At 59.2% G+C, this 19312-nt stretch carries 18 protein-coding genes; 12 read left to right on the top strand and 6 right to left on the bottom strand.

The genetic code is table 11. The features are described 5' to 3' along the window. The first annotated feature begins 225 nt into the window (after positions 1–225). From J0X15_RS10450 to J0X15_RS10435, 4 genes are all read left to right on the top strand, one after another. On the top strand, positions 226–426 hold the full coding sequence (locus tag J0X15_RS10450; RefSeq protein ID WP_206940449.1) for a cold-shock protein: 201 nt from the start codon (positions 226–228) through the stop codon (positions 424–426). A gap of 194 nt (positions 427–620) precedes the next feature. Next, positions 621–2228 (top strand): B12-binding domain-containing radical SAM protein, encoded by a 1608-nt coding sequence (locus J0X15_RS10445; protein WP_206940448.1) that lies wholly within the window; start codon positions 621–623, stop codon positions 2226–2228. A 111-nt stretch (positions 2229–2339) separates the two neighbouring features. Further along, positions 2340–3008, top strand: a complete 669-nt coding sequence (locus J0X15_RS10440) for an alpha/beta hydrolase (RefSeq protein WP_206940447.1) — start codon at positions 2340–2342, stop codon at positions 3006–3008. A gap of 153 nt (positions 3009–3161) precedes the next feature. Next, on the top strand, positions 3162–3758 hold the full coding sequence (locus tag J0X15_RS10435; protein WP_206940446.1) for a hypothetical protein: 597 nt from the start codon (positions 3162–3164) through the stop codon (positions 3756–3758). 15 nt (positions 3759–3773) lie between these two features. Here J0X15_RS10435 and J0X15_RS10430 read toward each other — a convergent pair whose 3' ends face one another. Further along, positions 3774–4820 carry a M42 family metallopeptidase gene (locus J0X15_RS10430; RefSeq protein WP_206940445.1) on the bottom strand — a complete coding sequence of 349 codons (1047 nt, stop codon included), beginning with the start codon at positions 4818–4820 and terminating at the stop codon, positions 3774–3776. Positions 4821–5144: 324 nt separating this feature from the next. Here J0X15_RS10430 and J0X15_RS10425 point away from each other — a divergent pair, with 324 nt between their 5' ends. Together J0X15_RS10425 and mepA are read left to right on the top strand one after the other, a co-directional pair. Beyond that, positions 5145–6197: a patatin-like phospholipase family protein gene (locus J0X15_RS10425; protein WP_206940444.1), complete on the top strand. Its 1053-nt coding sequence runs from the start codon at positions 5145–5147 to the stop codon at positions 6195–6197. An 89-nt stretch (positions 6198–6286) separates the two neighbouring features. After that, positions 6287–7288, top strand: coding sequence for a penicillin-insensitive murein endopeptidase (gene mepA, locus J0X15_RS10420; RefSeq protein WP_206940443.1), 1002 nt, complete (start codon positions 6287–6289; stop codon positions 7286–7288). A gap of 38 nt (positions 7289–7326) precedes the next feature. Here the strand turns inward: mepA and J0X15_RS10415 are convergent, their stop codons facing one another. Then, complete coding sequence (locus J0X15_RS10415; protein ID WP_206940441.1) at positions 7327–7845, bottom strand: GNAT family N-acetyltransferase; 519 nt, start codon at positions 7843–7845, stop codon at positions 7327–7329. A gap of 110 nt (positions 7846–7955) precedes the next feature. Here J0X15_RS10415 and lepA point away from each other — a divergent pair, with 110 nt between their 5' ends. Together lepA and J0X15_RS20175 are read left to right on the top strand one after the other, a co-directional pair. Then, complete coding sequence (lepA, locus tag J0X15_RS10410; RefSeq protein ID WP_206940439.1) at positions 7956–9761, top strand: translation elongation factor 4; 1806 nt, start codon at positions 7956–7958, stop codon at positions 9759–9761. A gap of 109 nt (positions 9762–9870) precedes the next feature. Continuing rightward, positions 9871–10449 carry a PhnA domain-containing protein gene (locus tag J0X15_RS20175; RefSeq protein ID WP_206940437.1) on the top strand — a complete coding sequence of 193 codons (579 nt, stop codon included), beginning with the start codon at positions 9871–9873 and terminating at the stop codon, positions 10447–10449. A gap of 20 nt (positions 10450–10469) precedes the next feature. Here the strand turns inward: J0X15_RS20175 and J0X15_RS10400 are convergent, their stop codons facing one another. The 3 genes from J0X15_RS10400 to J0X15_RS10390 all read right to left on the bottom strand — a co-directional run bounded on the left by J0X15_RS10400 (position 10470) and on the right by J0X15_RS10390 (position 11708). After that, positions 10470–11072, bottom strand: a complete 603-nt coding sequence (locus J0X15_RS10400) for a short chain dehydrogenase (protein ID WP_206940435.1) — start codon at positions 11070–11072, stop codon at positions 10470–10472. Further along, complete coding sequence (locus J0X15_RS10395; protein WP_206940433.1) at positions 11069–11428, bottom strand: MerR family transcriptional regulator; 360 nt, start codon at positions 11426–11428, stop codon at positions 11069–11071. The genes J0X15_RS10400 and J0X15_RS10395 overlap by 4 nt, the downstream gene beginning before the upstream one ends. Before the next feature lie 136 nt (positions 11429–11564). Next, complete coding sequence (locus J0X15_RS10390; protein ID WP_206941073.1) at positions 11565–11708, bottom strand: hypothetical protein; 144 nt, start codon at positions 11706–11708, stop codon at positions 11565–11567. Between the two features lie 137 nt (positions 11709–11845). Between J0X15_RS10390 and J0X15_RS10385 the strand changes: the two genes are divergently transcribed. The 4 genes from J0X15_RS10385 (at position 11846) to J0X15_RS10370 (ending at position 17441) form a co-directional block, all read left to right on the top strand. Then, positions 11846–12748 carry a LysR substrate-binding domain-containing protein gene (locus tag J0X15_RS10385; protein WP_206940431.1) on the top strand — a complete coding sequence of 301 codons (903 nt, stop codon included), beginning with the start codon at positions 11846–11848 and terminating at the stop codon, positions 12746–12748. Positions 12749–13094: 346 nt separating this feature from the next. Next, complete coding sequence (gene pheS / locus J0X15_RS10380; protein WP_206940430.1) at positions 13095–14177, top strand: phenylalanine--tRNA ligase subunit alpha; 1083 nt, start codon at positions 13095–13097, stop codon at positions 14175–14177. Between the two features lie 81 nt (positions 14178–14258). Then, positions 14259–16679: a phenylalanine--tRNA ligase subunit beta gene (gene pheT, locus J0X15_RS10375; protein WP_206940428.1), complete on the top strand. Its 2421-nt coding sequence runs from the start codon at positions 14259–14261 to the stop codon at positions 16677–16679. 156 nt (positions 16680–16835) lie between these two features. Continuing rightward, entirely contained in the window at positions 16836–17441 is a 606-nt protein-coding gene (locus tag J0X15_RS10370) for a nucleotidyltransferase family protein (RefSeq protein ID WP_206940426.1), read from the top strand. Here the strand turns inward: J0X15_RS10370 and pabB are convergent. Then, positions 17438–19234, bottom strand: a complete 1797-nt coding sequence (gene pabB / locus J0X15_RS10365) for an aminodeoxychorismate synthase component I (protein ID WP_206940424.1) — start codon at positions 19232–19234, stop codon at positions 17438–17440. The genes J0X15_RS10370 and pabB overlap by 4 nt on opposite strands. Positions 19235–19312 lie beyond the last annotated feature (78 nt).

The raw sequence follows: 19312 nt of genomic DNA, 5'->3' as shown, positions 1-19312 counted from the left end.
CTTGTAATTTGATCTCGAACCCTCATATAGTGTCTGAGTTGCTTCCCGATCTGATTTACGGATGCGCAACCAATGTTTCCATTTCTTTAACCTTAAATGGACAAACTCTCCCAATGCCGCAAGGTAAGGAGAAATCATATTCTTTGGGTTTGATGTCATCAAACCGTTTAGAATCTGAGCTATTTCAGCTCATGTATTATGTACGCAGATAGAAAGACGTTCACCATGCAACATGGCAATGTGAAATGGTTCGACACCAGCCGAGGTATCGGCCGGATCGAACCGGAAGATGGCGATGATATCGTCGTCAATGTTGCAGCACTTCGCCGGTCCGGCATTGACACTCTGAGCGAGGGCCAACTTGTGGTCTACGATCTCGAGTTCAGCCGCGGCATTGCTGTCGCAGAGGACCTCAAGGTCCTTTAAGAAAAACCAAGGTTTTTCATGGTTCGAAGGGCGGTTTGACCGCCCTTTTTGCTGTCTGGACCTTAGAGCCCATCAAGTAAAATTCCGCTCGTCAACCGAAGGTTTCCCTCAAGGTCCCTTGCCCTTCGGCGTCACCCTGCTACTGTCAGATGAATTACTTAACGTCATTTTTTCAATAGCACGAGGGAACGCATATGGTCGACGGCCACTGCCGGGTCTTGCTGGTCCATCCCAGGTTCAACTCCAGCTCGTTCTGGAATTACAAGGCAACCTGCGAGATGGTCGGCGCAAAATATCCCGCGCCACCTCTGGGATTGATAACGGTTGCTTCAATGCTCCCCAAGGAGTGGGACGTGCGGCTGATCGACCGTAATGCCGGCGAGCTGACGGATGACGACATCCTGAGCGCCGACATGGTGATGACCGGCGGAATGCTGCCACAGCAGGCCGATACGCTCTGGATCATTCGTCGATGCCGTGAGCTGGAAGTTCCCGTTGTGGTCGGCGGCCCCGATCCAATGACCAGCCCCCACATCTACGAGCGCGCTAATTTTCTGGTTCTGGGCGAAGCGGAGGGTATTCTCGACAAGTTTCTGGAGGCCTGGCAGGCAGGGGACCGGGAAGGTCGCTTCACGGCAGAAAAGTTCAAGGCCGATGTCAGCACCACCCCGATCCCTCGTTTCGATCTGCTGACCTTCAAGGACTACGTCCAGGTGGGTGTCCAGTTCTCGCGCGGGTGTCCATTCACCTGCGAGTTCTGCGACATCATCGAGCTCTACGGCCGGGTACCGCGCACCAAGTCCAGCGCCCAGATGCTGGCAGAACTCGATAATCTCTACGCGCTTGGCTATCGTGGTCATGTCGACTTTGTCGACGACAACCTGATCGGCAACAAGAAAGCGGTGAAAGCCTTCCTGCCGGAACTTATCGCCTGGCAAAAAGCCCATAACTACCCGTTCGAAATGTCGACAGAGGCCTCCCTCAATCTGGCTGACGACAAGGCGCTTCTGACGATGATGCAGGAGGCTGGGTTCTTCACTGTCTTCGTCGGTATCGAAAGCCCGGACCCTGAAGTTCTGATCGCCACCCGGAAGAAGCAGAACACCCGGCGCGACATCGCCAAGAGTGTTCACCAGATCTACAATGCGGGCATCACTGTCATTGCTGGCTTTATCGTCGGCTTCGACGAGGAGAGCGATCAGGTTGCGGATGAAATCACCGCGCTGATTGAAGAGGCCGCCATTCCCGTGGCGATGACCGGCTTGCTCTATGCACTGCCCACCACACAGCTGACGCGTCGTCTCCAGGCGGAAGGCCGTTTGCATGATGACTTTGGCCTGGACGATCCCGATACGCTTGATGGCGATCAGTGCACCGCCGGTCTCAATTTCGAGACCAAGCGACCGCGGGCCCAGATCCTGTCTGACTTCCGAAAGGTGGTCGACCGTGTCTATGCGCCCGACGCCTACTTCGGTCGTGTCAAGAAAGTCGCCAGCATGCTGAACACCAGCGGCGCAAATCAGGCGCTGCTTGGCGCGGGCTTCGGCCATGACTTGCAGATGTTCGGACGCCTCGTCTGGTCAATGACCTTTTCCAAACACGCCCAGCGCTGGCTGTTCTGGTCAACCATCTTCTGGTGCCTGACACACCGTCCCAGCACCTTGAAGCCGGTTCTGGTGATGATGGCACTCTATGTCCACCTTGGTCCCTTCTCCCGGTTCGTTCTGACACAAATCGATGCCCAGATCGCCGCCGTCGAGGATGGAAGTTGGGAAAAACCCGGGCTTGTGGCTGCGGAATGAGGAATGCCTTAAAACGGCCGCGAACCCGAATGGGCGGGTTCGACCGTTCGGCTTGAATATGCCCATCAGAACAAGAGGCAGCTGATGCATCCTGCCCCACAGTTTAGACTCATGCCACCGCATGAGGGCACACCGTCGCACCTGATGGTGCTGCTGCATGGCTATGGCGGCTGTGCAACCGATCTGCTGGTTGTTGCCCGAAGCTGGCAGACCCGCTTTCCATCTCTTGCCTGCTGGATTCCCAATGCGCCTGACCCATTGCCGCATCCGACCTTGAGCGGCCGGCAATGGTTCGACCTCACTGAAAGAGACCCACGCGAAATCGAAATTGGGGCAACAACGGCAGCTCCAGGCCTGATTCACCGCATCGAAGACGAGTTGCACCGCGACGGTCTGGATTGGGGAGAGCTGATCCTTGCCGGCTTCAGCCAGGGAGCCATGCTGGCCCTGCAGATCGGACTGCGACACCAGGCCGACACCGAGGTGCGCGATGTCGATGACCATTTCGGCAGTGCATCACCTGCCGCTATTCTCTCCTACTCCGGACGGCTCCCCGCGCCGCAGACACTTGACGGCCTGAACATTGACGCGCCCGTGCTGCTCGTTCACGGCCACGATGACGATGTGGTCGAGCCCTACCACTCCGAAATGGCCGCGATGATGCTTGCAAAGGCCGGCGCATCGGTCCGGCTGGAGCTGCTTGAAACGCTGGGCCACAACATTGACGAACGCGCCATTCGCATCGGTGCGGATTTTCTGGACAATCTCATCTCGACCTAAGCAGGTCTGCCAGGGCGGTTTTGTGCTTACGCTGGCAATTTGCAAATATTGCGCAGACAGCGACCTCAAACGGCCTGAAATTAAGGTCCCTTTAAGATTTAACGTAGAGGCTTCTGCCAAAGTTTCCCGCAACCCGGCAGCAACAGGTGGCTCATGCAGATCTCCATCGAGACGACGACGCAGACGTCCTCGACGCTGATTGCTTCCCTGTCGGCGACATCGGGAAAATCCGCCGCTTCCGGGCAGCAGACCGATAAGGCTGCGACGGCCAATCCCGTCACCTCTGTCTTGGAAAATGCCACCAAGAAGGCAGAGAAGGATGCCGTCGTGATTGCCGCGCTGCAAAAGGCGGTTGACCAGGGCAAAGGCGAGACGGAAGAGGACAGCGAGAAAAAGGCCCTCGCCTCCATCGCCGAATATCAGAAAACTGCTGGCAAGTTGCAAACCGCTCTCGGCGACAAAGGCATACGCGACGACGCCAGCACACAACTGCTGCAGTTCGAAAGCGCCAGTATTTCAACCACGACCATCGAAGCCGAGATCGGCGATCAGACAGTGTCGGCAGAATTCATTTCCATCGACCGGGTGTCGTATGACAGCCGAACCGGACTGAGTGCCCGTTCGGCGACAGCCGCCAACATCGAAGCAACATCCGGAAACAGCGCTCTCAGCTATCAGAGCGCGTCTGTCAGCTCGTTATATGCGGGAACCGGCGAGCAAGTCGGAAACCTCCTCGCCAGTTCTGCCTGAACTTGAACCAGGCGCTTACGCTGCTTCCATATAAGCTGCCAGAATATCGCAGGCTGCTTTCAGGTCGTCACGATGGATCATTTCCGTGACGGTGTGGATGTAGCGCGTGCCAACGACAATGCCGACCGCCTTGGCGCCGGCAGCCGACTGTTGCGCTGCCGCGCCATCCTGACCACCTGCCCGCAACATGGTGCGCTGGAACGGGATCTTTTCCTTTTCCGCCAGAGCTTCGATCTCTTTCACCAGATCACGATCGGCGATGAAGCTGGAATCCTTGACGTGCAGACCGAAGCCTTCGCCATGCACCGTCGTGCGATCCTGATCCGGCACGCCCGGTGTGTCACAGGCAAGTGTCGTATCAACGCCAAAGCCGATGTCCGGCTTGATCGCGAAGGCTGCAGTCCGCGCCCCGCGCAGGCCGACCTCTTCCTGACAGGTGAAGGCGACATGGATTTCGCACGTGTGCTTTGCCTTGCCCAACGCCTTGATGGCCTCGATGCCAAGCCAGCAGGCAATACGGTTGTCGAGCGCCTTTGAAACGATCTTGTTGCCAATCTCGATCAGCGGTTCGTCCATGGTGACCATGTCGCCGATTTTGATCTTGTCCTTCGCTTCTTCGCCCATTCCGACATCAATGATGAACTCATTCGGCTCCGGCACCTTTTTGCGTTCTTCTGCCGAGGAAATGTGGATCGGGCGGCCGCCCGGGTTCATCACCCCCTTGTAATCGCCATCGTCAGTGGAGACGAGAACGCGGCGGGAGAACAGATTGCGGGGGTCAAACCCACCCACCGGCTGGACATACAGGAAGCCCTTGTCAGTGATGTGGGAGACCAGAAAGCCGATCTCATCCATGTGACACAGCAGCATGACCTTTTTCGGATCGCTGCCATCCTTCGGCGCCGCACGCGACGCGCGCTTGCACAAAAGCGACCCCATCGGGTCAACTGTGACTTCGTCGAACAGGCCTTCGATTTCGCTTAGGATCAGCTCGCGGATCCGGTGTTCGTGACCGGGAACGCCGGGCGTTTCACACAGACGGCGCAATAGATCGATATTCATATGATGTCTTTCCTGTTGTTTGTGCCCGAGTTTAGGCGTTGGCAGCGCGAAGGCAACGGGCAATGCACTGTTAACGCCCTCTGGGGAAAAATCGCGCAGTGTGTCAAAAATCCAGCTTTGAATTGTTCCGCGACGGGACTTACTCGTTGCAATGTTGCAAGGTAGACAAACTCTGGTCCAGGCTGCCACAGCCCAGCCGCATTCGGCCCTGAGGATCCCCATGCATTCCTGTTTGGGGGTCATTGCGACCTCTGTCGGCCATTATCGGCCAGTCTTGCCGGAGGCCTGCAAACGTCTGCCCTGAATTGCCGAGTGAGGATCCTAATGTCGCGACAAAAACATGTAATCCTGTCCATCGACGGTGGTGGTGTCCGAGGTCTGATCCCCCTGCGTGTTCTGGAGAGCGTTGCCGCACGGATGGCGCATCGGGGACAGGACATGGTGCCTCATGCCTGTTTCGACCTGATTTGCGGCACCTCCACGGGCGGCTTGATCGCCGCCGGACTTGCCGCGCCAAAGCCTGGAGGTGCACGCGACGAACCAGCCGCAACGATCCAGGAACTGCGACAGTTCTATGAAACCGATGCGCGCGAGATCTTCAGCCATTCCTTCAGCCACAGGATCGGACGTGCCCTCTCCAATCCCTTCGGCTTGTTTGACGAGACCTATGACGCTCGCCCGTTTGAAAAACTGCTGAAGTCCAAGTTCGGCTGGACCTCTATGGCCTCCGGGCTGACACATCTGGTGCTCACTGCATATGATATCGAACGGCGCAAGGCCGTCTTCATGAGCAATACCCGCCAGCGTGAGGGCCATCGTAGCGACGACTATTATCTCTGGCAGGCCGTTCGCGCGACGACGGCAGCGCCTTCCTTCTTTGAACCGGCCAAGGTCGAAAACCTGACCAAGGCGCGCGAGGAAGCCTTGATCGACGGTGGGGTTTTCATGAGCGATCCGGCACTCGCCGCCTATATCGAAGCGCGCAAGCTGGGGTGGGCGGCTGAAGACATCATCTTGATCTCGCTCGGCACCGGTTTGAGTTCGGAAACCCCGTTCTCCTATCGCGACGCCAAGGGTTGGGGCGCGCTGGGCTGGATGCAGCCCTCGAACGGCGTACCTATTCTGTCGATTTTCGCCGATGGCCAGGCGCAGACGGCGGCCTATCAGGCCGAGTGCCTGTTCACGGATCTGGGCGAAACGCGCTACATCCGCCTCAACGGGACCCTGCCCGAAGGCGCAGAGGCGATGGACAATGCACGGCCAGGCAATGTAACCACGCTAAACGGCGTCGCTGACCGCATCATCAAGGACAACACATTGCTCCTCGATGAAATCGCAGAGCTTCTCATCGGTCAGACGACATCAACGGCTGCATGATTGTTGCAATGAAAGGCAGTGGGATTTTGACAAACGGCACTCGCACAATCCCTCGACTTCCGTTGCTTGCAGCTGTTCTGCTGGCATGTATGACCGGGGCGCGTGCTGCCCCTTCCGCTGTTCCGCCGGAAAAACCCGGAGTTGTTTCTGCAACACCGGCCCCCGCCGCCGGCGGGTCCCAGGCTTTCGGCGTGCAACTGCCGAGCGATATTCCCGCCCCCCCACAGAAGTGGCGTCCAATAACACCGGGCACACGGTTGACGTCACTCGATCCAAACCGGGCGGCGAAAGAGTATTTTGGCGCGATGCTGCGGCCCTCCAATGTGCGTGCTCGCTCCATCGGCTCCTATGCCAAGGGCTGTCTGGCGGGAGGGAAGTCCCTCCCCACCGACGGGCCGGGCTGGCAGGTCATGCGATTGTCGCGCAACCGCAATTGGGGCCACCCGGTGATGATCGACTATCTGGAGGATCTGGCCCGCGATGCTCCGGGACTCGGATGGCGCGGCCTGCTGGTCGGCGATATGGCGCAGCCGCGCGGCGGACCAATGACCTCAGGCCACTCCAGCCACCAGATCGGTCTGGATGCGGATATCTGGCTGAAACCTATGCCGGACCACCGGATGGATGCCGATGAGCGCGAGAATGTCTCTGCCGTTTCGATGCTGAAAGGGCCGATGGACGTTAAGGGCGCCGACCGATCTGTCGATCCCCGCAAGTTCACTGACACGCACGCCATACTGATCCGCCGCGCGGCACAGGATCCGCGCACCGCCCGCATCTTCGTCAGTCCGGCGATCAAGAAGGCGCTCTGTGCGTTTGAAACTGGCGACCGGTCTTGGCTTCGGGTCATCCGGCCGTGGTGGGGCCATCACTATCATTTTCATGTTCGGCTAAGCTGCCCAAAAGGCAGCAGCGGCTGCAAGGACCAGACCCCACCGCCACCGGGCGACGGCTGTGGCAAACATCTGGCCTACTGGCTTTCGGATGAACCATGGGTGCCGAAAGACCCGGACGCGCCTGTGGTCAAGCGCCGCCCTATGGAGCTTGCGGCCCTCCCCAACAGCTGCCGGGCGGTCCTGGAGGCGCAGTAGAACTGAGACGTAACACCGGGCTCAACACAACGCTGGGATCAGGCGGCAGGTGGCGTTGTCCGCTCGTCGAGAACCTTGGTCACCAGCACCAGATCGAGCCAACGGCCGAATTTCTTGCCAACCTGAGGCAGAGGCGTGGAGGCCGAAAACCCGGCCTTCGCATGCAGTGCCAGAGACGCCACATTGCTGGCATCGACGGCGCCGACCATGGTGTGGAACCCGGCTTGCCGTGCTTCGATGACAAGAGCATCCAGCAAAAGGCGCCCCAATCCCTGCCCTTGTGCCGCAGGCTTCACATAGACCGAGTGTTCCACCGTCAGGCCATAGCCATCGCGGCCGCGAAACGAGCCGAAGCTGGCGTATCCCTGAACGGCATCCGTCCCGTCCACGGCGACGATCACCGGATAGCCTTCCTCCCGTCGCCCCCTCAACCAGGCTCGGCGCCCTTCCAAGCTGTCCGCAGAACTGGTCCAGGACGCGGTGGTTTCGAGGACAGCCTGATTGTAAATTTCCAGGAGTGCGGGAAGGTCTTTTTCGTTTGCTACGCGCAGTTTCATGTCAGGCCTGCAAAGTGAACCGGGGACCTGTGGTGCATAAGCCCAAAGAACTGGACACGCAATCGCGCAAAACCCTTTGCGAATGGCCCTTGCAATGATAAACGAGCGCCATGACGACCAAGACGCTTTCCAACATCCGCAACTTCTCCATCGTGGCCCACATCGACCACGGCAAGTCGACGCTTGCCGACCGGTTGATCCAGATGACCGGCACGGTGACCGATCGGGAAATGACCGAGCAGCTCCTCGATAGCATGGATATCGAGCGGGAACGCGGCATTACGATCAAGGCGCAGACCGTGCGACTGATCTACAATGCCGAAGACGGTCAGCAATATATTCTCAACCTGATCGACACCCCGGGCCACGTCGACTTCGCCTACGAGGTCTCGCGTTCACTGGCCGCCTGTGAAGGCTCCTTGCTGGTGGTAGATGCCTCTCAGGGCGTGGAAGCGCAGACGCTTGCCAACGTCTATCAGGCCATCGACAACAACCACGAGATTGTCACTGTCCTGAACAAGGTCGACCTGCCGGCGGCAGAACCCGACCGGATCAAGGAGCAGATCGAAGACGTGATCGGGATCGATGCGTCCGAAGCCTGCATGATTTCCGCCAAGACCGGCCTCGGCGTCGAGACGGTTCTGGAAGCCATCGTCAAGAAGCTGCCGGCGCCACAAGGCGACCCCGACGACACGTTGAAAGCCATGCTGGTCGACAGCTGGTACGATACGTATCTTGGCGTGATGGTGCTTGTTCGGGTGATCAACGGCTCCTTGAAAAAAGGCCACAAGATCAAGATGATGGGAACAGGGGCGGCGTATGACGTTGATCGCGTCGGCGTCATGACCCCCAAGTTCCTGCAAGTTGAAGAGCTGCATGCCGGTGAAATCGGCGTGATCACCGGTTCGATCAAGGAAGTGGCCGACACCCGCGTCGGCGATACGATCACCCTGGAGAAGAAGCCATGTGCCGAAGCTCTGCCGGGCTTCAAGCCAGCCCAGCCGGTTGTGTTCTGCGGCCTTTTCCCGGTGGATGCCAACGACTTTGAGGATCTGCGCGCCGCCATGGGCAAGCTGCGCCTCAATGACGCCAGCTTCTCTTATGAAATGGAAACCTCGGCAGCCCTCGGTTTCGGTTTCCGCTGTGGCTTCCTTGGCCTGCTGCACCTGGAAATCATTCAGGAGCGCCTGTCCCGCGAATTCAATCTCGACCTGATCGCGACCGCACCCTCTGTGGTTTATCAGCTGTCGATGACCGATGGCTCGGAGATCGATCTGCACAACCCGGCCGATATGCCGGACGTGGTGAAGGTTGAAGAGATCCGAGAGCCGTGGATCCGCGCCAACATCATGACACCGGACGACTATCTCGGCAGCATTTTGAAGCTGTGCCAGGATCGTCGCGGGCTGCAGGTTGATCTGTCCTACGTCGGAACGCGCGCCATGGTCTCCTACGACCTGCCGCTCAACGAAGTCGTCTTCGATTTCTACGACCGGCTGAAGTCGATCTCCAAGGGCTATGCCTCCTTCGACTACCAGATTTCCGACTATCGCGCCGGGGATCTGGTGAAAATGTCGGTGCTTGTCAATGACGAGCCGGTGGATGCTCTCGCCATGCTGGTTCACCGCTCCCAGGCCGAGCGCCGTGGCCGTGCCATGTGCGAAAAGCTGAAAGAGCTGATCCCGCGTCACATGTTCAAGATCCCGATTCAGGCTGCCATCGGCGCTCGGGTAATTGCCCGTGAGACCCTGTCGGCCCTGCGCAAGGACGTGACCGCCAAGTGTTACGGTGGTGATGCCACCCGTAAGCGCAAGCTGCTGGAAAAACAGAAGGCCGGCAAGAAGAAGATGCGCCAGTTCGGCAAGGTGGAGATTCCACAGGAAGCCTTCATCCAGGCGCTCAAGATGGAAGATTGAGTGTCCTGACGACACCTATTCGAACCCCGGCCCCAGTGCCGGGGTTTTTGTTTGTACTGCGCCGGAGCATTTTTCGTGAATTGCCGGCCTCCCCTCAAAAGGACCTCCGATGAGCCTCGAAACCGATCTCCACGCCCGCGCTGATGGCAAATGTGAACTCTGTGGCGCAACGGATAACCTTGCTGCCATGACAGTGCTCCCCAGGGACGGCGACACGCTAGATGAGGCCATCCTGGCCTGCACCACCTGCCGGGAGCAGATCGAAGGCGCAGAGCTCAACGACACCCACTGGCGCTGCCTGAATGACAGCGCATGGTCGCAAGTTGCGCCGGTTCAGGTTACCGCCTGGCGGATGCTCAACCGGCTATCGGCAGAGACCTGGGCGCGTGACCTGCTCGACATGTTGTATCTGGATGAGGAGACCCTGGCGTGGGCCCAGGCCGGTCAGGCAGAAACCGCCGACGAAGACACAGCCGTCATTCACAAGGACACCAATGGTGCAGTTCTGGCCGTTGGCGACACGGTGACGCTGATCAAGGACCTGAAGGTCAAGGGCGCTGGCTTCACCGCCAAGCGCGGCACGGCCGTGCGCAACATCGGCCTGGTACCGGACAATGCTGCTCAGATCGAAGGCCGCGTCAACGACCAGCGCATCGTGATTCTGACCGAGTTCGTCAAGAAGTCCTAACGCCTGACCAAACGCCGGTATCAGCCGTCGACGATCACCACTTGTCCGTTTGGCAGGCCTTCAACGCATTTCGCATAGGCCAGACCAACGCGCGTGGCTGCGACCGGCACGTGGCCCGGAAAAAACTGACCATATTTTGCGGCAGAGACATCTAGTAGGCCGGGGCTCACGACGTTCAGGCGCAAGCCACGCGGCATATCGATGGCAGCTCCCTTCACAAAGCCTCCCAACGCAGCGTTGGCTGTCGCAGCGCCGACACCGACGGCCACTGGGTCACGGTCGAGAATGCCACTGGTCAAGGTCAAGGATCCGCCGTCACGCACCACATTCAGGCCGGCCAGAACCAGGTTGATCTGGCCCATCACCTTGTTTTGCAAACCGAACAGCATCTGATCGGGCGTGAACTCGGCCAGAGTGGCGAACTTGACCTCGCCGACTGCGGAGATAACCGCATCGACTGGACCAACCGCCTGATACAAGGCTTGCACCGAAGCAAGATCCGTCAGGTCCACCTGGTGATCGCCGGAAGTTCGTCCGGCGGTGATGATCTCATGGCGCGGCTGCAGCTCTGCGCAAATCGCCTGGCCAATATCTCCCTTGGCACCAACAACAAGAATTCTCATGCGATACTCCTTTCCAGCGCCTCATAGGTAGACACCTTGTGGGCGAGAACAAGCTCGCAGCAGTCCAATTCCTGGCGCCGAGTGCGAAGATGCTCCGCGTGTTGCAGCAGGAGAGCTGTTCTATCTCCTATGGTCTCTGCGCCCTGCTGATAAAGGCTGGCAAAACGATGCATGACTTTCATCGGCATGCCAGTCTGACGAAGCCAGTAGAGAAGAGTGAGCCACTCGACGTTTTCGGGCGAGAACCGGCGCAGGCCATCGGCGCCGCGCGCAATCTGGACGAGACCGGATTTTTCATAGAAGCGGATCGTATCCGGGCTAAGACCGCATTCTCCCGATGCTTCTGAAATTTTCATAACGCTCGCCTTTCTCTGACCAGTTCAACCTAGTTTCCTGGAGTTACTCCAAGTCAAGTTCTGATCATCAAAACAAAAACGGCGCCGAATTGCTTTCGGGCGCCGTTGGACGGTCGAATTTTCGAAGGCAAGTGGATCAACCGCGGTTGATCGGCAGGTCCGCCAGCTCACGTGCGCTCATGCGCTGAATGGCCGGATGATCCATCGGGTCTGTGCAGCGACCGCCGTGGGCGTCGTCTGTGGGATACCGGCGGGAAAAGATCGTTTTCAGCATCATCATTATTCTCCTTGTTATCGGCAATGCCGTAGGATCAGGCATGGCCAAGCCCTCATATGGATTTAGCTATTCTATCTATATAAGCTTGAGATCTGGCAGAAAAAATCGACTTCTTCTGCATCATGATATAGATTTTCTATATGAAAAATCTTAACCGCATTCACCTTTCAGGCCTGCGGGCAGTCGAGGCGGTCGGACGGCTAGGCTCTCTGAAGGCCGCGGCCGAAGAGCTTGGCGTCACCATCGGTGCAGTCAGCCAGCAGGTGCAGAAGGTAGAAGGCCAGCTCGCCCGACCGCTGTTTGAGCGCCGATCCCGTGGTCTGGTTCCGCTTGCCTTTGCCCTGCCCGTTCTGTCCCAGCTGACTCATGGCATGAGTGCACTGTCGACAGCGGTCGATATGGCCTCCCGCGAACGCTCCGGCATGCTCACCGTCTCTGCCGCGCCAGTCTTCGCCGGCAAGTGGCTGGTCTGGCACCTGAAGTCCTTCTCCAAGGCGCATCCCGATATTCGGGTGCGGGTGGAGGCCTCCGTCGCGCTGACAGATCCGAGCCTGTCGGATGTTGATCTGTGCATCCGCGTCGGTCGCGGCCCCTACCCAGGACTGAAGGCAACAAAGCTGCTCGACCAACGCATTTTTCCGGTGTGCAGTCCTGTGCTGGCCGAAACCTTCGAAAAGCCGGAAGACATGTTCAAGCTGCCGGTCATCCTGGATCCGGGACAGATGTTCACCTGGGAGGACTGGCTGCAGGCGACCGGTCGCGACCGGATACAGTTGCAGCCAGGCCCGAGTTTCTCCGACGGAGCGCTTTGCCTGGATGCAGCAGTTGCCGGACAAGGCGTCTTCCTCGCCTGGGAAACGCTTGCCTATTACGCTTTGACCAGTGGTCAGCTGGTGCGCCCATTCCCGGACATGATCGCGACCGGCATCTCCTATTGGCTGCTGCACAGCCCGCACAAACCTTTTGACGGACCGGCCCGTGCCTTTTCGGACTGGCTCAGGCAAGAGCTGCCGCAGTCGCTTGAACTGCCGCCGGAAATTTAGCGGTTGCGCTTGGAGGCTCCATGGATAAACTCGCCGCGCTATGAGTATGAACCTGACGCCTTCAGGCCCTCTGCAGGGCCCCACCGCGACGCCTCAGCCTGCGCTATTCGCCGGGAGCAGAATTTTGCATCTGGTGGCCCGCCGCTGTTCCACGCGTCAGGGACCGGCCTGCGGACGATTTAGCCAGTAACGACCGGCTGATGTGCCGTCCTGGCGCCCTCAACCGCTTTCTCCTTCAGAAATTCACGCCCGGCGTGGCATTTCAGGGCTTTTTTAGCTAAAAGACCCCCGACTTATTCAGACTTGAGGTTCTGCCCAGTCGCAGAGCCCGAACCATCGAGCGACCATGTCCGATCTGAACACCCTGGAAACAGAACTTCTCGCCTCCATTGAAGCGGCTGAAACCGAAGCTGCCCTTGAAGATGCCCGCGTTGCCGCCATCGGCAAGAAGGGACGTCTGTCGGAGCAGATGAAAACCCTCGGCAAGATGACCCCGGAAGAACGCCAGGTGATGGGCCCGGCCCTGAACGGCCTGAAAGCCAAGGTCACCGATGCGATCACTGCACGCAAGACTGTGCTGGCGGAAGCCACCCTGAATGCGCGGCTGGCCAGTGAAACCGTGGATGTCACCCTGCCACTGCGCCCGTCGCCGCTGGAGACCGGCCGCATTCATCCGGTCAGCCAGGTCATCGACGAGCTGACCGCAATCTTCGCCGACATGGGCTTCTCCATCGCCGAAGGTCCGGACATCGAGACCGACGAGCTGAACTTCACGGCGCTGAACTTCCCCGAAGGCCACCCGGCCCGTGACATGCACGACACGTTCTTCTTCAATCCGAAGGAAGACGGCGAACGGCTGCTGCTTCGCACTCATACGTCTCCGGTACAGATCCGTACCATGCGCAACCAGGAACCGCCGATCCGCGTGATCATTCCGGGCCGCACCTATCGCTGCGACAGCGACCAGACCCACACGCCGATGTTCCACCAGGTCGAAGGCCTCGTCATCGACAAGCAGGCGCATTTCGGCCACCTGAAGTGGGTTCTGGAAGAATTCTGCAAGGCCTTCTTCGAGGTCGATGACATCGAGATGCGTTTCCGCCCGTCGTTCTTCCCCTTCACCGAGCCGTCGATGGAGGTCGACATCCAGTGCGACCGCTCAGGCTCTGAGCTGAAGATCGGCGAAGGCAGCGACTGGCTGGAAATCCTCGGCTGCGGCATGGTCCATCCGAATGTCATCCGCAATTGCGGTCTGGATCCGGACGTCTATCAGGGCTTTGCCTGGGGCATGGGCATCGACCGCATCGCCATGCTGAAATACGGCATGCCGGATCTGCGCGCCTTCTTCGACGCTGATGTCCGCTGGATCCAGCACTACGGGTTCCGCCCGCTGGATCTGCCGACCCTTTTCGGCGGTCTGTCCGCTTAAACCGATTTTCGGCCCACCCGGGCGCAGCCGCAAGCGTGCTGCCCGGGACCGACAGGCCCCAGAGATGCAAAGAGCAGAAACATGAAATTCACTCTCTCCTGGTTGAAGGACCATCTGGACACCGACGCCAGCCTTGACGAGATTGTCGAGAAGCTGACGATGATCGGTCTCGAGGTCGAGGAAGTCACCGACCGCGCCGCGCCGCTCGCCCCGTTCAAAACCGTCAAGGTTCTGGAAGCGACCCAACATCCGAATGCCGACCGACTTCAGGTGCTGAAGGTCGACACAGGCGAAGGCGAACCGATGCAGGTCGTCTGCGGCGCTCCGAATGCCCGCGCCGGCATGATCGGCGTTCTCGGCAAGCCCGGCGACTATGTTCCCGGCCTCGACATCACTTTGTCCGTTGGCAAGATCCGCGACGTGGAAAGCTACGGTATGATGTGCTCGGAGCGCGAGCTGGAACTCTCCGACGCGCATGAAGGCATCATCGATCTGCCGGACGATACACCGGTAGGCATTCCCTTTGCCCAGATCGCCGGCATGGACGATCCGGTCATCGAGATCGGCCTGACACCGAACCGCCCGGATTGCACCGGCGTTTACGGCATCGCCCGTGATCTGGCCGCAGCCGGTCTCGGCAAACTGAAGGAACGCTCACGCGAACAGATTCGTGGTGAGTTCCCTTGCCCGACAACCGTGACACTGGACAACGACGGCGACACCCCGTTCTGTCCGGCCTTCGGCCTGCGTCTGGTGAAGGGCGTGAAGAACGGCCCATCGCCGAAGTGGATGCAGGAACGACTGCTGGCGATCGGCCTGCGCCCGATCAATGCGTTGGTCGACATCACCAACTACATGACCTTCGATCAGAGCCGTCCACTGCATGTGTTCGACGCAGCAAAGGTGGCAGGCAACCTGACCGTGCGTCGGGCCAAGGCCGGCGAAAGCCTGGAAGGCCTGAACGGCAAGTCCTACGATCTTGATGCAAGCGCCTATGTCATTGCCGATGACAATGGCCCGGAAAGCCTGGCCGGCATCATGGGCGGCGAGCATTCCGGTTCGACAGCGGAAACCGTCGACGTGCTGATTGAATCCGCTCTTTGGGATCCGGATGCAATTGCCGCAACGGGCCGCAAGCTCGCCATCAACACCGATGCCCGCTACCGGTTTGAGCGCGGGGTGGACCCGGACTACATGATGCCGGGTCTCCATGCGGCCACCCGTCTGGTGCTGGACATCTGCGGCGGCCAGCCGTCCGAAGTTCATGTCGCCGGCGCGGTGCCGGAAGACGCCAAGATCATCGACTTCCCTTATGCGGAAGTGAAGCGCCTGTCGGGCATCGATGTGGCGACGCCTGAGATCAACATGATCCTCAAAGCCCTCGGCTTCTGGATTTCCGGCTCCGGTCCTGTGGTAAAGGTTGCGCCCCCGAGCTGGCGCCCCGACATTCACGGCAAGGCCGATCTGGTGGAAGAAGTCGTGCGAATTCTCGGCCTCGACCGGGTTATCTCCACACCGCTGCCGCGCACCGGAACGGTCGGCCAGAAAGTGCTGACCACCGGTCAAATCCGCCGCAGTCGTGCCCGCCGGGCTCTGGCGTCACGCGGCCTGAATGAAGCCATCACCTGGTCTTTCATCTCCGACGCTCAGGCCAACCATTTCGGCGGCGGTGCAGCGGAACTGAAACTCGCCAATCCGATCTCCACCGACATGTCGGACATGCGCCCCAGCCTGCTGCCGGGTCTGCTGATGGCAGCCCAGCGCAATGCGGATCGGGGCAATGGCGACGTTGGCCTGTTCGAAGTCGGTCAGATCTTTGAAACCGACACACCGGAAGGCCAGAAGATGGTCGCCGCCGGCCTGCGTCGCGGTACAGCCAAACTCGCTGGCTCCGGTCGTCACTGGTCGGCCCCGGTGGCCAATGTCGACGTCTTCGACGCCAAGGCCGATGCTGCTGCAGCCCTGGCCGCGATTGGCGCACCGGTTGAAAAGCTGCAGGTTTTCACCGATGCCCCGTCCTACTTCCATCCGGGTCGCTCGGGTGCGCTGAAGCTGGGTCCGAAGAACACGCTGGCTGTCTTTGGCGAGATCCATCCGCGCACATTGGCAGAGCTGGACATTGAAGGCCCGATTGTCGCGTTCGAAATCTTCCTCGACAATCTGCCGGCACCTAAAAAGGGCAAGTCCAGCCGCTCCAAGGGCGCGCAGAACGCCTCTGACCTGATGCCGGTACGCCGCGACTTCGCCTTCGTGGTCACGGGCGACGTCCAGGTAGAAACGCTGTTGAAGGCTGCACGCGGGGCAGACAAGGTGTTGATTAAAGACGTCACGCTGTTTGACATCTACGAAGGCAAGGGCGTGCCGGAAGGCAGCAAGTCTCTGGCCATCGATGTCACCCTGCAACCAGTGAAAAAGACGCTGACGGACGAGGAAATCGATGCCGTCGCCAAGAAGATCATCGCCTCGGTTGAAAAGGCCACCGGCGGCACTCTGCGCGGCTGAGTACCTTTTTAACGGACCCAAACTGAAGAACCGCTCCGGGCTACCGGGGCGGTTTTTTTGATGATCCACATCAGGTGAGACAGTCGGGCAGCGACGCTCATTCCCCTGTCACACGAATCCGCGCAAGATCATCATGGGGTGTTGCAAGGAACCGGCATGACGATTGATCTGACATCGGACACAGCTTACCGCGCCCGGCTCCGGGCCACTCTTGTCGCCACGCCGGACCTGATGCGCCTCATGACGACCTTGAGGTCGCTAGAATTACCCGACGCCTGGATCGTCTCGGGCTGTATCTATCAGACGGTCTGGAACCAGCTGACGGGCCGGGACTCTCTGCATGGGCTGAAGGACTATGACGCCATTTACTTCGACCCGAGCGACATCAGCTTCGAGGCCGAGGATAGGGAAATTCAACGCCTTGCGGCAGCACTTCCCGATCTGGCAGACAAGCTGGAGCTGCGCAATCAGGCACGCGTCCACCTCTGGTATCCTGAGAAGTTCGGTCAGCCCTACCCGCAACTGACCCATGCCACCCAGTCTCTGAACAATTATGCTGCCGAGACCCATGCGGTGGCCGCACGCCTGACATCCGATGACACTCTGGACATCGTCGCTCCCTTCGGCTTGTCACATATTTTCGAGCTGAGACTGGTGCCCAACTATGTGCTCGACAATTCTGCGACCTACGCCTCAAAAGGCGAGCGGATGAAGCAACTGTGGCCCGAGTTGACCGTCGTGCCCTGGGACAAGGCCGCTTAGAGGCCAACCATCTCGGCACGGATCAGACCTCGCACTGAATTTCCGACGAAGATCTTCTCCGCCATCTTCAGATCATCCGGTCGCAGGTCCGCCTCGATTGCCCTCCCGCTTTCCAGCAAGGCAGCACGCAGTGTGCCTGGCAAAAGTCCATGACGCAGGGCGGGCGTCAGCAGACGGCCTGCCTGCTGGATGAAAAGAGAGGTAAAGCTGCCTTCGGTCAGAAACCCTTCTTCATTGCTGAAAAGCACTTCCTGACAGCCCGTCTGCTTCGACAGGTCTACACGAACATCATCATAGAACGCCCTGTGCGTGGTCTTGTGCAGCCGGAAGGGCAGCTCGCCGCTGATGACCTTTGGCGCGAGTGCAAGCTTCCAGAGCGCATCCGCAGGCGTTTCTGTGAGCTGGGTCGCCGTGACGTCGATGTACCCATCGCTGTCCAGCGTCAGGCGCAGCCGCAACGGGCCATCGTGGTCTCTGATCTTATCGTGAAGCGCCCGCTCAATCTCCGCCGGAGAGTAGCGCATGCCGAAATAACTGGCGGCCGCTTCAAGCCGGCGCAAATGTCTTTGCTTCAGCAGAATCCCGTCGTCCGGCCAATAGGCCATGGTTTCCAGCAGGGCAAACTCCGGCACGCTGTCAGCCCGCATGAATTTGAGTTTCAGCTTGCACTCGTCATACTCGGGTGCCGCGCCGCTGTCGTAGACCACACCTGAGCCCGTGCCTACTTCGCCCGTGCCGTCCGTTTTCAAAACCAAAGTACGTATCGCCACGTTGAACTTGAAATCGCCATTGGGAGCAATAGCGCCGATGGAGCCGGTGTAGACCCCACGCGGGCTGGTCTCCAACGTATCTGCGATGGTCATGGCAGACAGTTTTGGCGCCCCTGTGATCGAACCGCAGGGAAACAAACGCTCGATGATCTGCGGAAACGCCATGTCGGGCAACAAAGCGCCTTCCACCGTTGATGTCATCTGATGCAAGCTCTTGTAGCGCTCCACCTCGCACAGGCTCGTCACCTTGACGCTGCCCGTCTCACTGATACGCGAAAGGTCATTGCGCATCAGATCAAGGATCATGATGTTCTCCGAGCGCTGCTTCGGATCGGCCGCCAGCTCGCGGGCAATCCGCAGGTCTTCCCGGTGATCATTTCCACGCGGCGCCGTTCCCTTCATAGGGCGCGACTCAAGCCGGTTACCCCGACGTTTCAGAAACAACTCAGGAGAGAGCGAGACGATGGAACGGTCCTGCAGCTTTACGAAAGCCGCATGAGCCACGGGCTGACGTTTAAGCAGCTCCAGGAACTGGCGCTCAGGCGTTCCTTCATGCAAGAATCTGGCGCGAAGGGTGAAATTGACCTGATAGATATCCCCGCAAGCCAGATGGGCCTGACACCGGGCAAAAGCAGCGTCGTAAGCATCCCGACCCATGTCGAAACGCGGTTCAGCCAGCCTGGGTGAGAGGGTCTCGCCCTCGTCTCCAAGTCGCGCCCGTACCTGATCGAGCGACAGCGTCTCGAACCCATCATAAACACCGAACCAGCCCAAAAGATCGCCGGTGCTTTTCCAGCGCGCCTTCAGCTTGTCCTCAAAGGCGAAGCCAAGCTCATAGGCAAGGAAACCGGCAAGATGCGCGCCTTGCCGACGATGTGCTTCGACATCTTGCAGGAATGCCTGAACGTCATCCAAATCACGGCACTGGAGGATCTTGCGCGGGCTCGTATAGAGCTGGCCGGTTCGCTCCGTCAGCGCATCCAGAAGCAGGACGCTGTTGGCTGGCAGTGAAGTCTTGGCCATATATACTTGGAGCCTTGGGGTTCACGCGACAGACGGCCAAGGACAGCCGCTTTCTTTGCTCGCGATTTGGCACCCTGC

Source organism: Roseibium limicola, from assembly GCF_017313085.1.
Lineage (GTDB): Bacteria > Pseudomonadota > Alphaproteobacteria > Rhizobiales > Stappiaceae > Roseibium > Roseibium limicola.
Note: the sequence above shows the minus strand (reverse complement) of the source record. Positions and strands in the feature narration are given on the sequence as shown.

Bases quoted from the DNA above. Each gene is read 5' to 3' on its own strand.
- J0X15_RS10395 (WP_206940433.1), bottom strand. From the start codon at position 11,428: ATGAAAATTTCAGAAGCATCGGGAGAATGCGGTCTTAGCCCGGATACG.
- J0X15_RS10370 (WP_206940426.1), top strand. From the start codon at position 16,836: ATGACGATTGATCTGACATCGGACACAGCTTACCGCGCCCGGCTCCGG.
- J0X15_RS10450 (WP_206940449.1), top strand. From the start codon at position 226: ATGCAACATGGCAATGTGAAATGGTTCGACACCAGCCGAGGTATCGGC.
- pabB (WP_206940424.1), bottom strand. From the start codon at position 19,234: ATGGCCAAGACTTCACTGCCAGCCAACAGCGTCCTGCTTCTGGATGCG.
- J0X15_RS10430 (WP_206940445.1), bottom strand. From the start codon at position 4,820: ATGAATATCGATCTATTGCGCCGTCTGTGTGAAACGCCCGGCGTTCCC.
- lepA (WP_206940439.1), top strand. From the start codon at position 7,956: ATGACGACCAAGACGCTTTCCAACATCCGCAACTTCTCCATCGTGGCC.
- J0X15_RS20175 (WP_206940437.1), top strand. From the start codon at position 9,871: ATGAGCCTCGAAACCGATCTCCACGCCCGCGCTGATGGCAAATGTGAA.
- J0X15_RS10425 (WP_206940444.1), top strand. From the start codon at position 5,145: ATGTCGCGACAAAAACATGTAATCCTGTCCATCGACGGTGGTGGTGTC.
- mepA (WP_206940443.1), top strand. From the start codon at position 6,287: ATGACCGGGGCGCGTGCTGCCCCTTCCGCTGTTCCGCCGGAAAAACCC.
- pheT (WP_206940428.1), top strand. From the start codon at position 14,259: ATGAAATTCACTCTCTCCTGGTTGAAGGACCATCTGGACACCGACGCC.
- J0X15_RS10415 (WP_206940441.1), bottom strand. From the start codon at position 7,845: ATGAAACTGCGCGTAGCAAACGAAAAAGACCTTCCCGCACTCCTGGAA.
- J0X15_RS10385 (WP_206940431.1), top strand. From the start codon at position 11,846: ATGAAAAATCTTAACCGCATTCACCTTTCAGGCCTGCGGGCAGTCGAG.
- J0X15_RS10440 (WP_206940447.1), top strand. From the start codon at position 2,340: ATGCCACCGCATGAGGGCACACCGTCGCACCTGATGGTGCTGCTGCAT.
- J0X15_RS10435 (WP_206940446.1), top strand. From the start codon at position 3,162: ATGCAGATCTCCATCGAGACGACGACGCAGACGTCCTCGACGCTGATT.
- J0X15_RS10390 (WP_206941073.1), bottom strand. From the start codon at position 11,708: ATGATGATGCTGAAAACGATCTTTTCCCGCCGGTATCCCACAGACGAC.
- pheS (WP_206940430.1), top strand. From the start codon at position 13,095: ATGTCCGATCTGAACACCCTGGAAACAGAACTTCTCGCCTCCATTGAA.
- J0X15_RS10445 (WP_206940448.1), top strand. From the start codon at position 621: ATGGTCGACGGCCACTGCCGGGTCTTGCTGGTCCATCCCAGGTTCAAC.
- J0X15_RS10400 (WP_206940435.1), bottom strand. From the start codon at position 11,072: ATGAGAATTCTTGTTGTTGGTGCCAAGGGAGATATTGGCCAGGCGATT.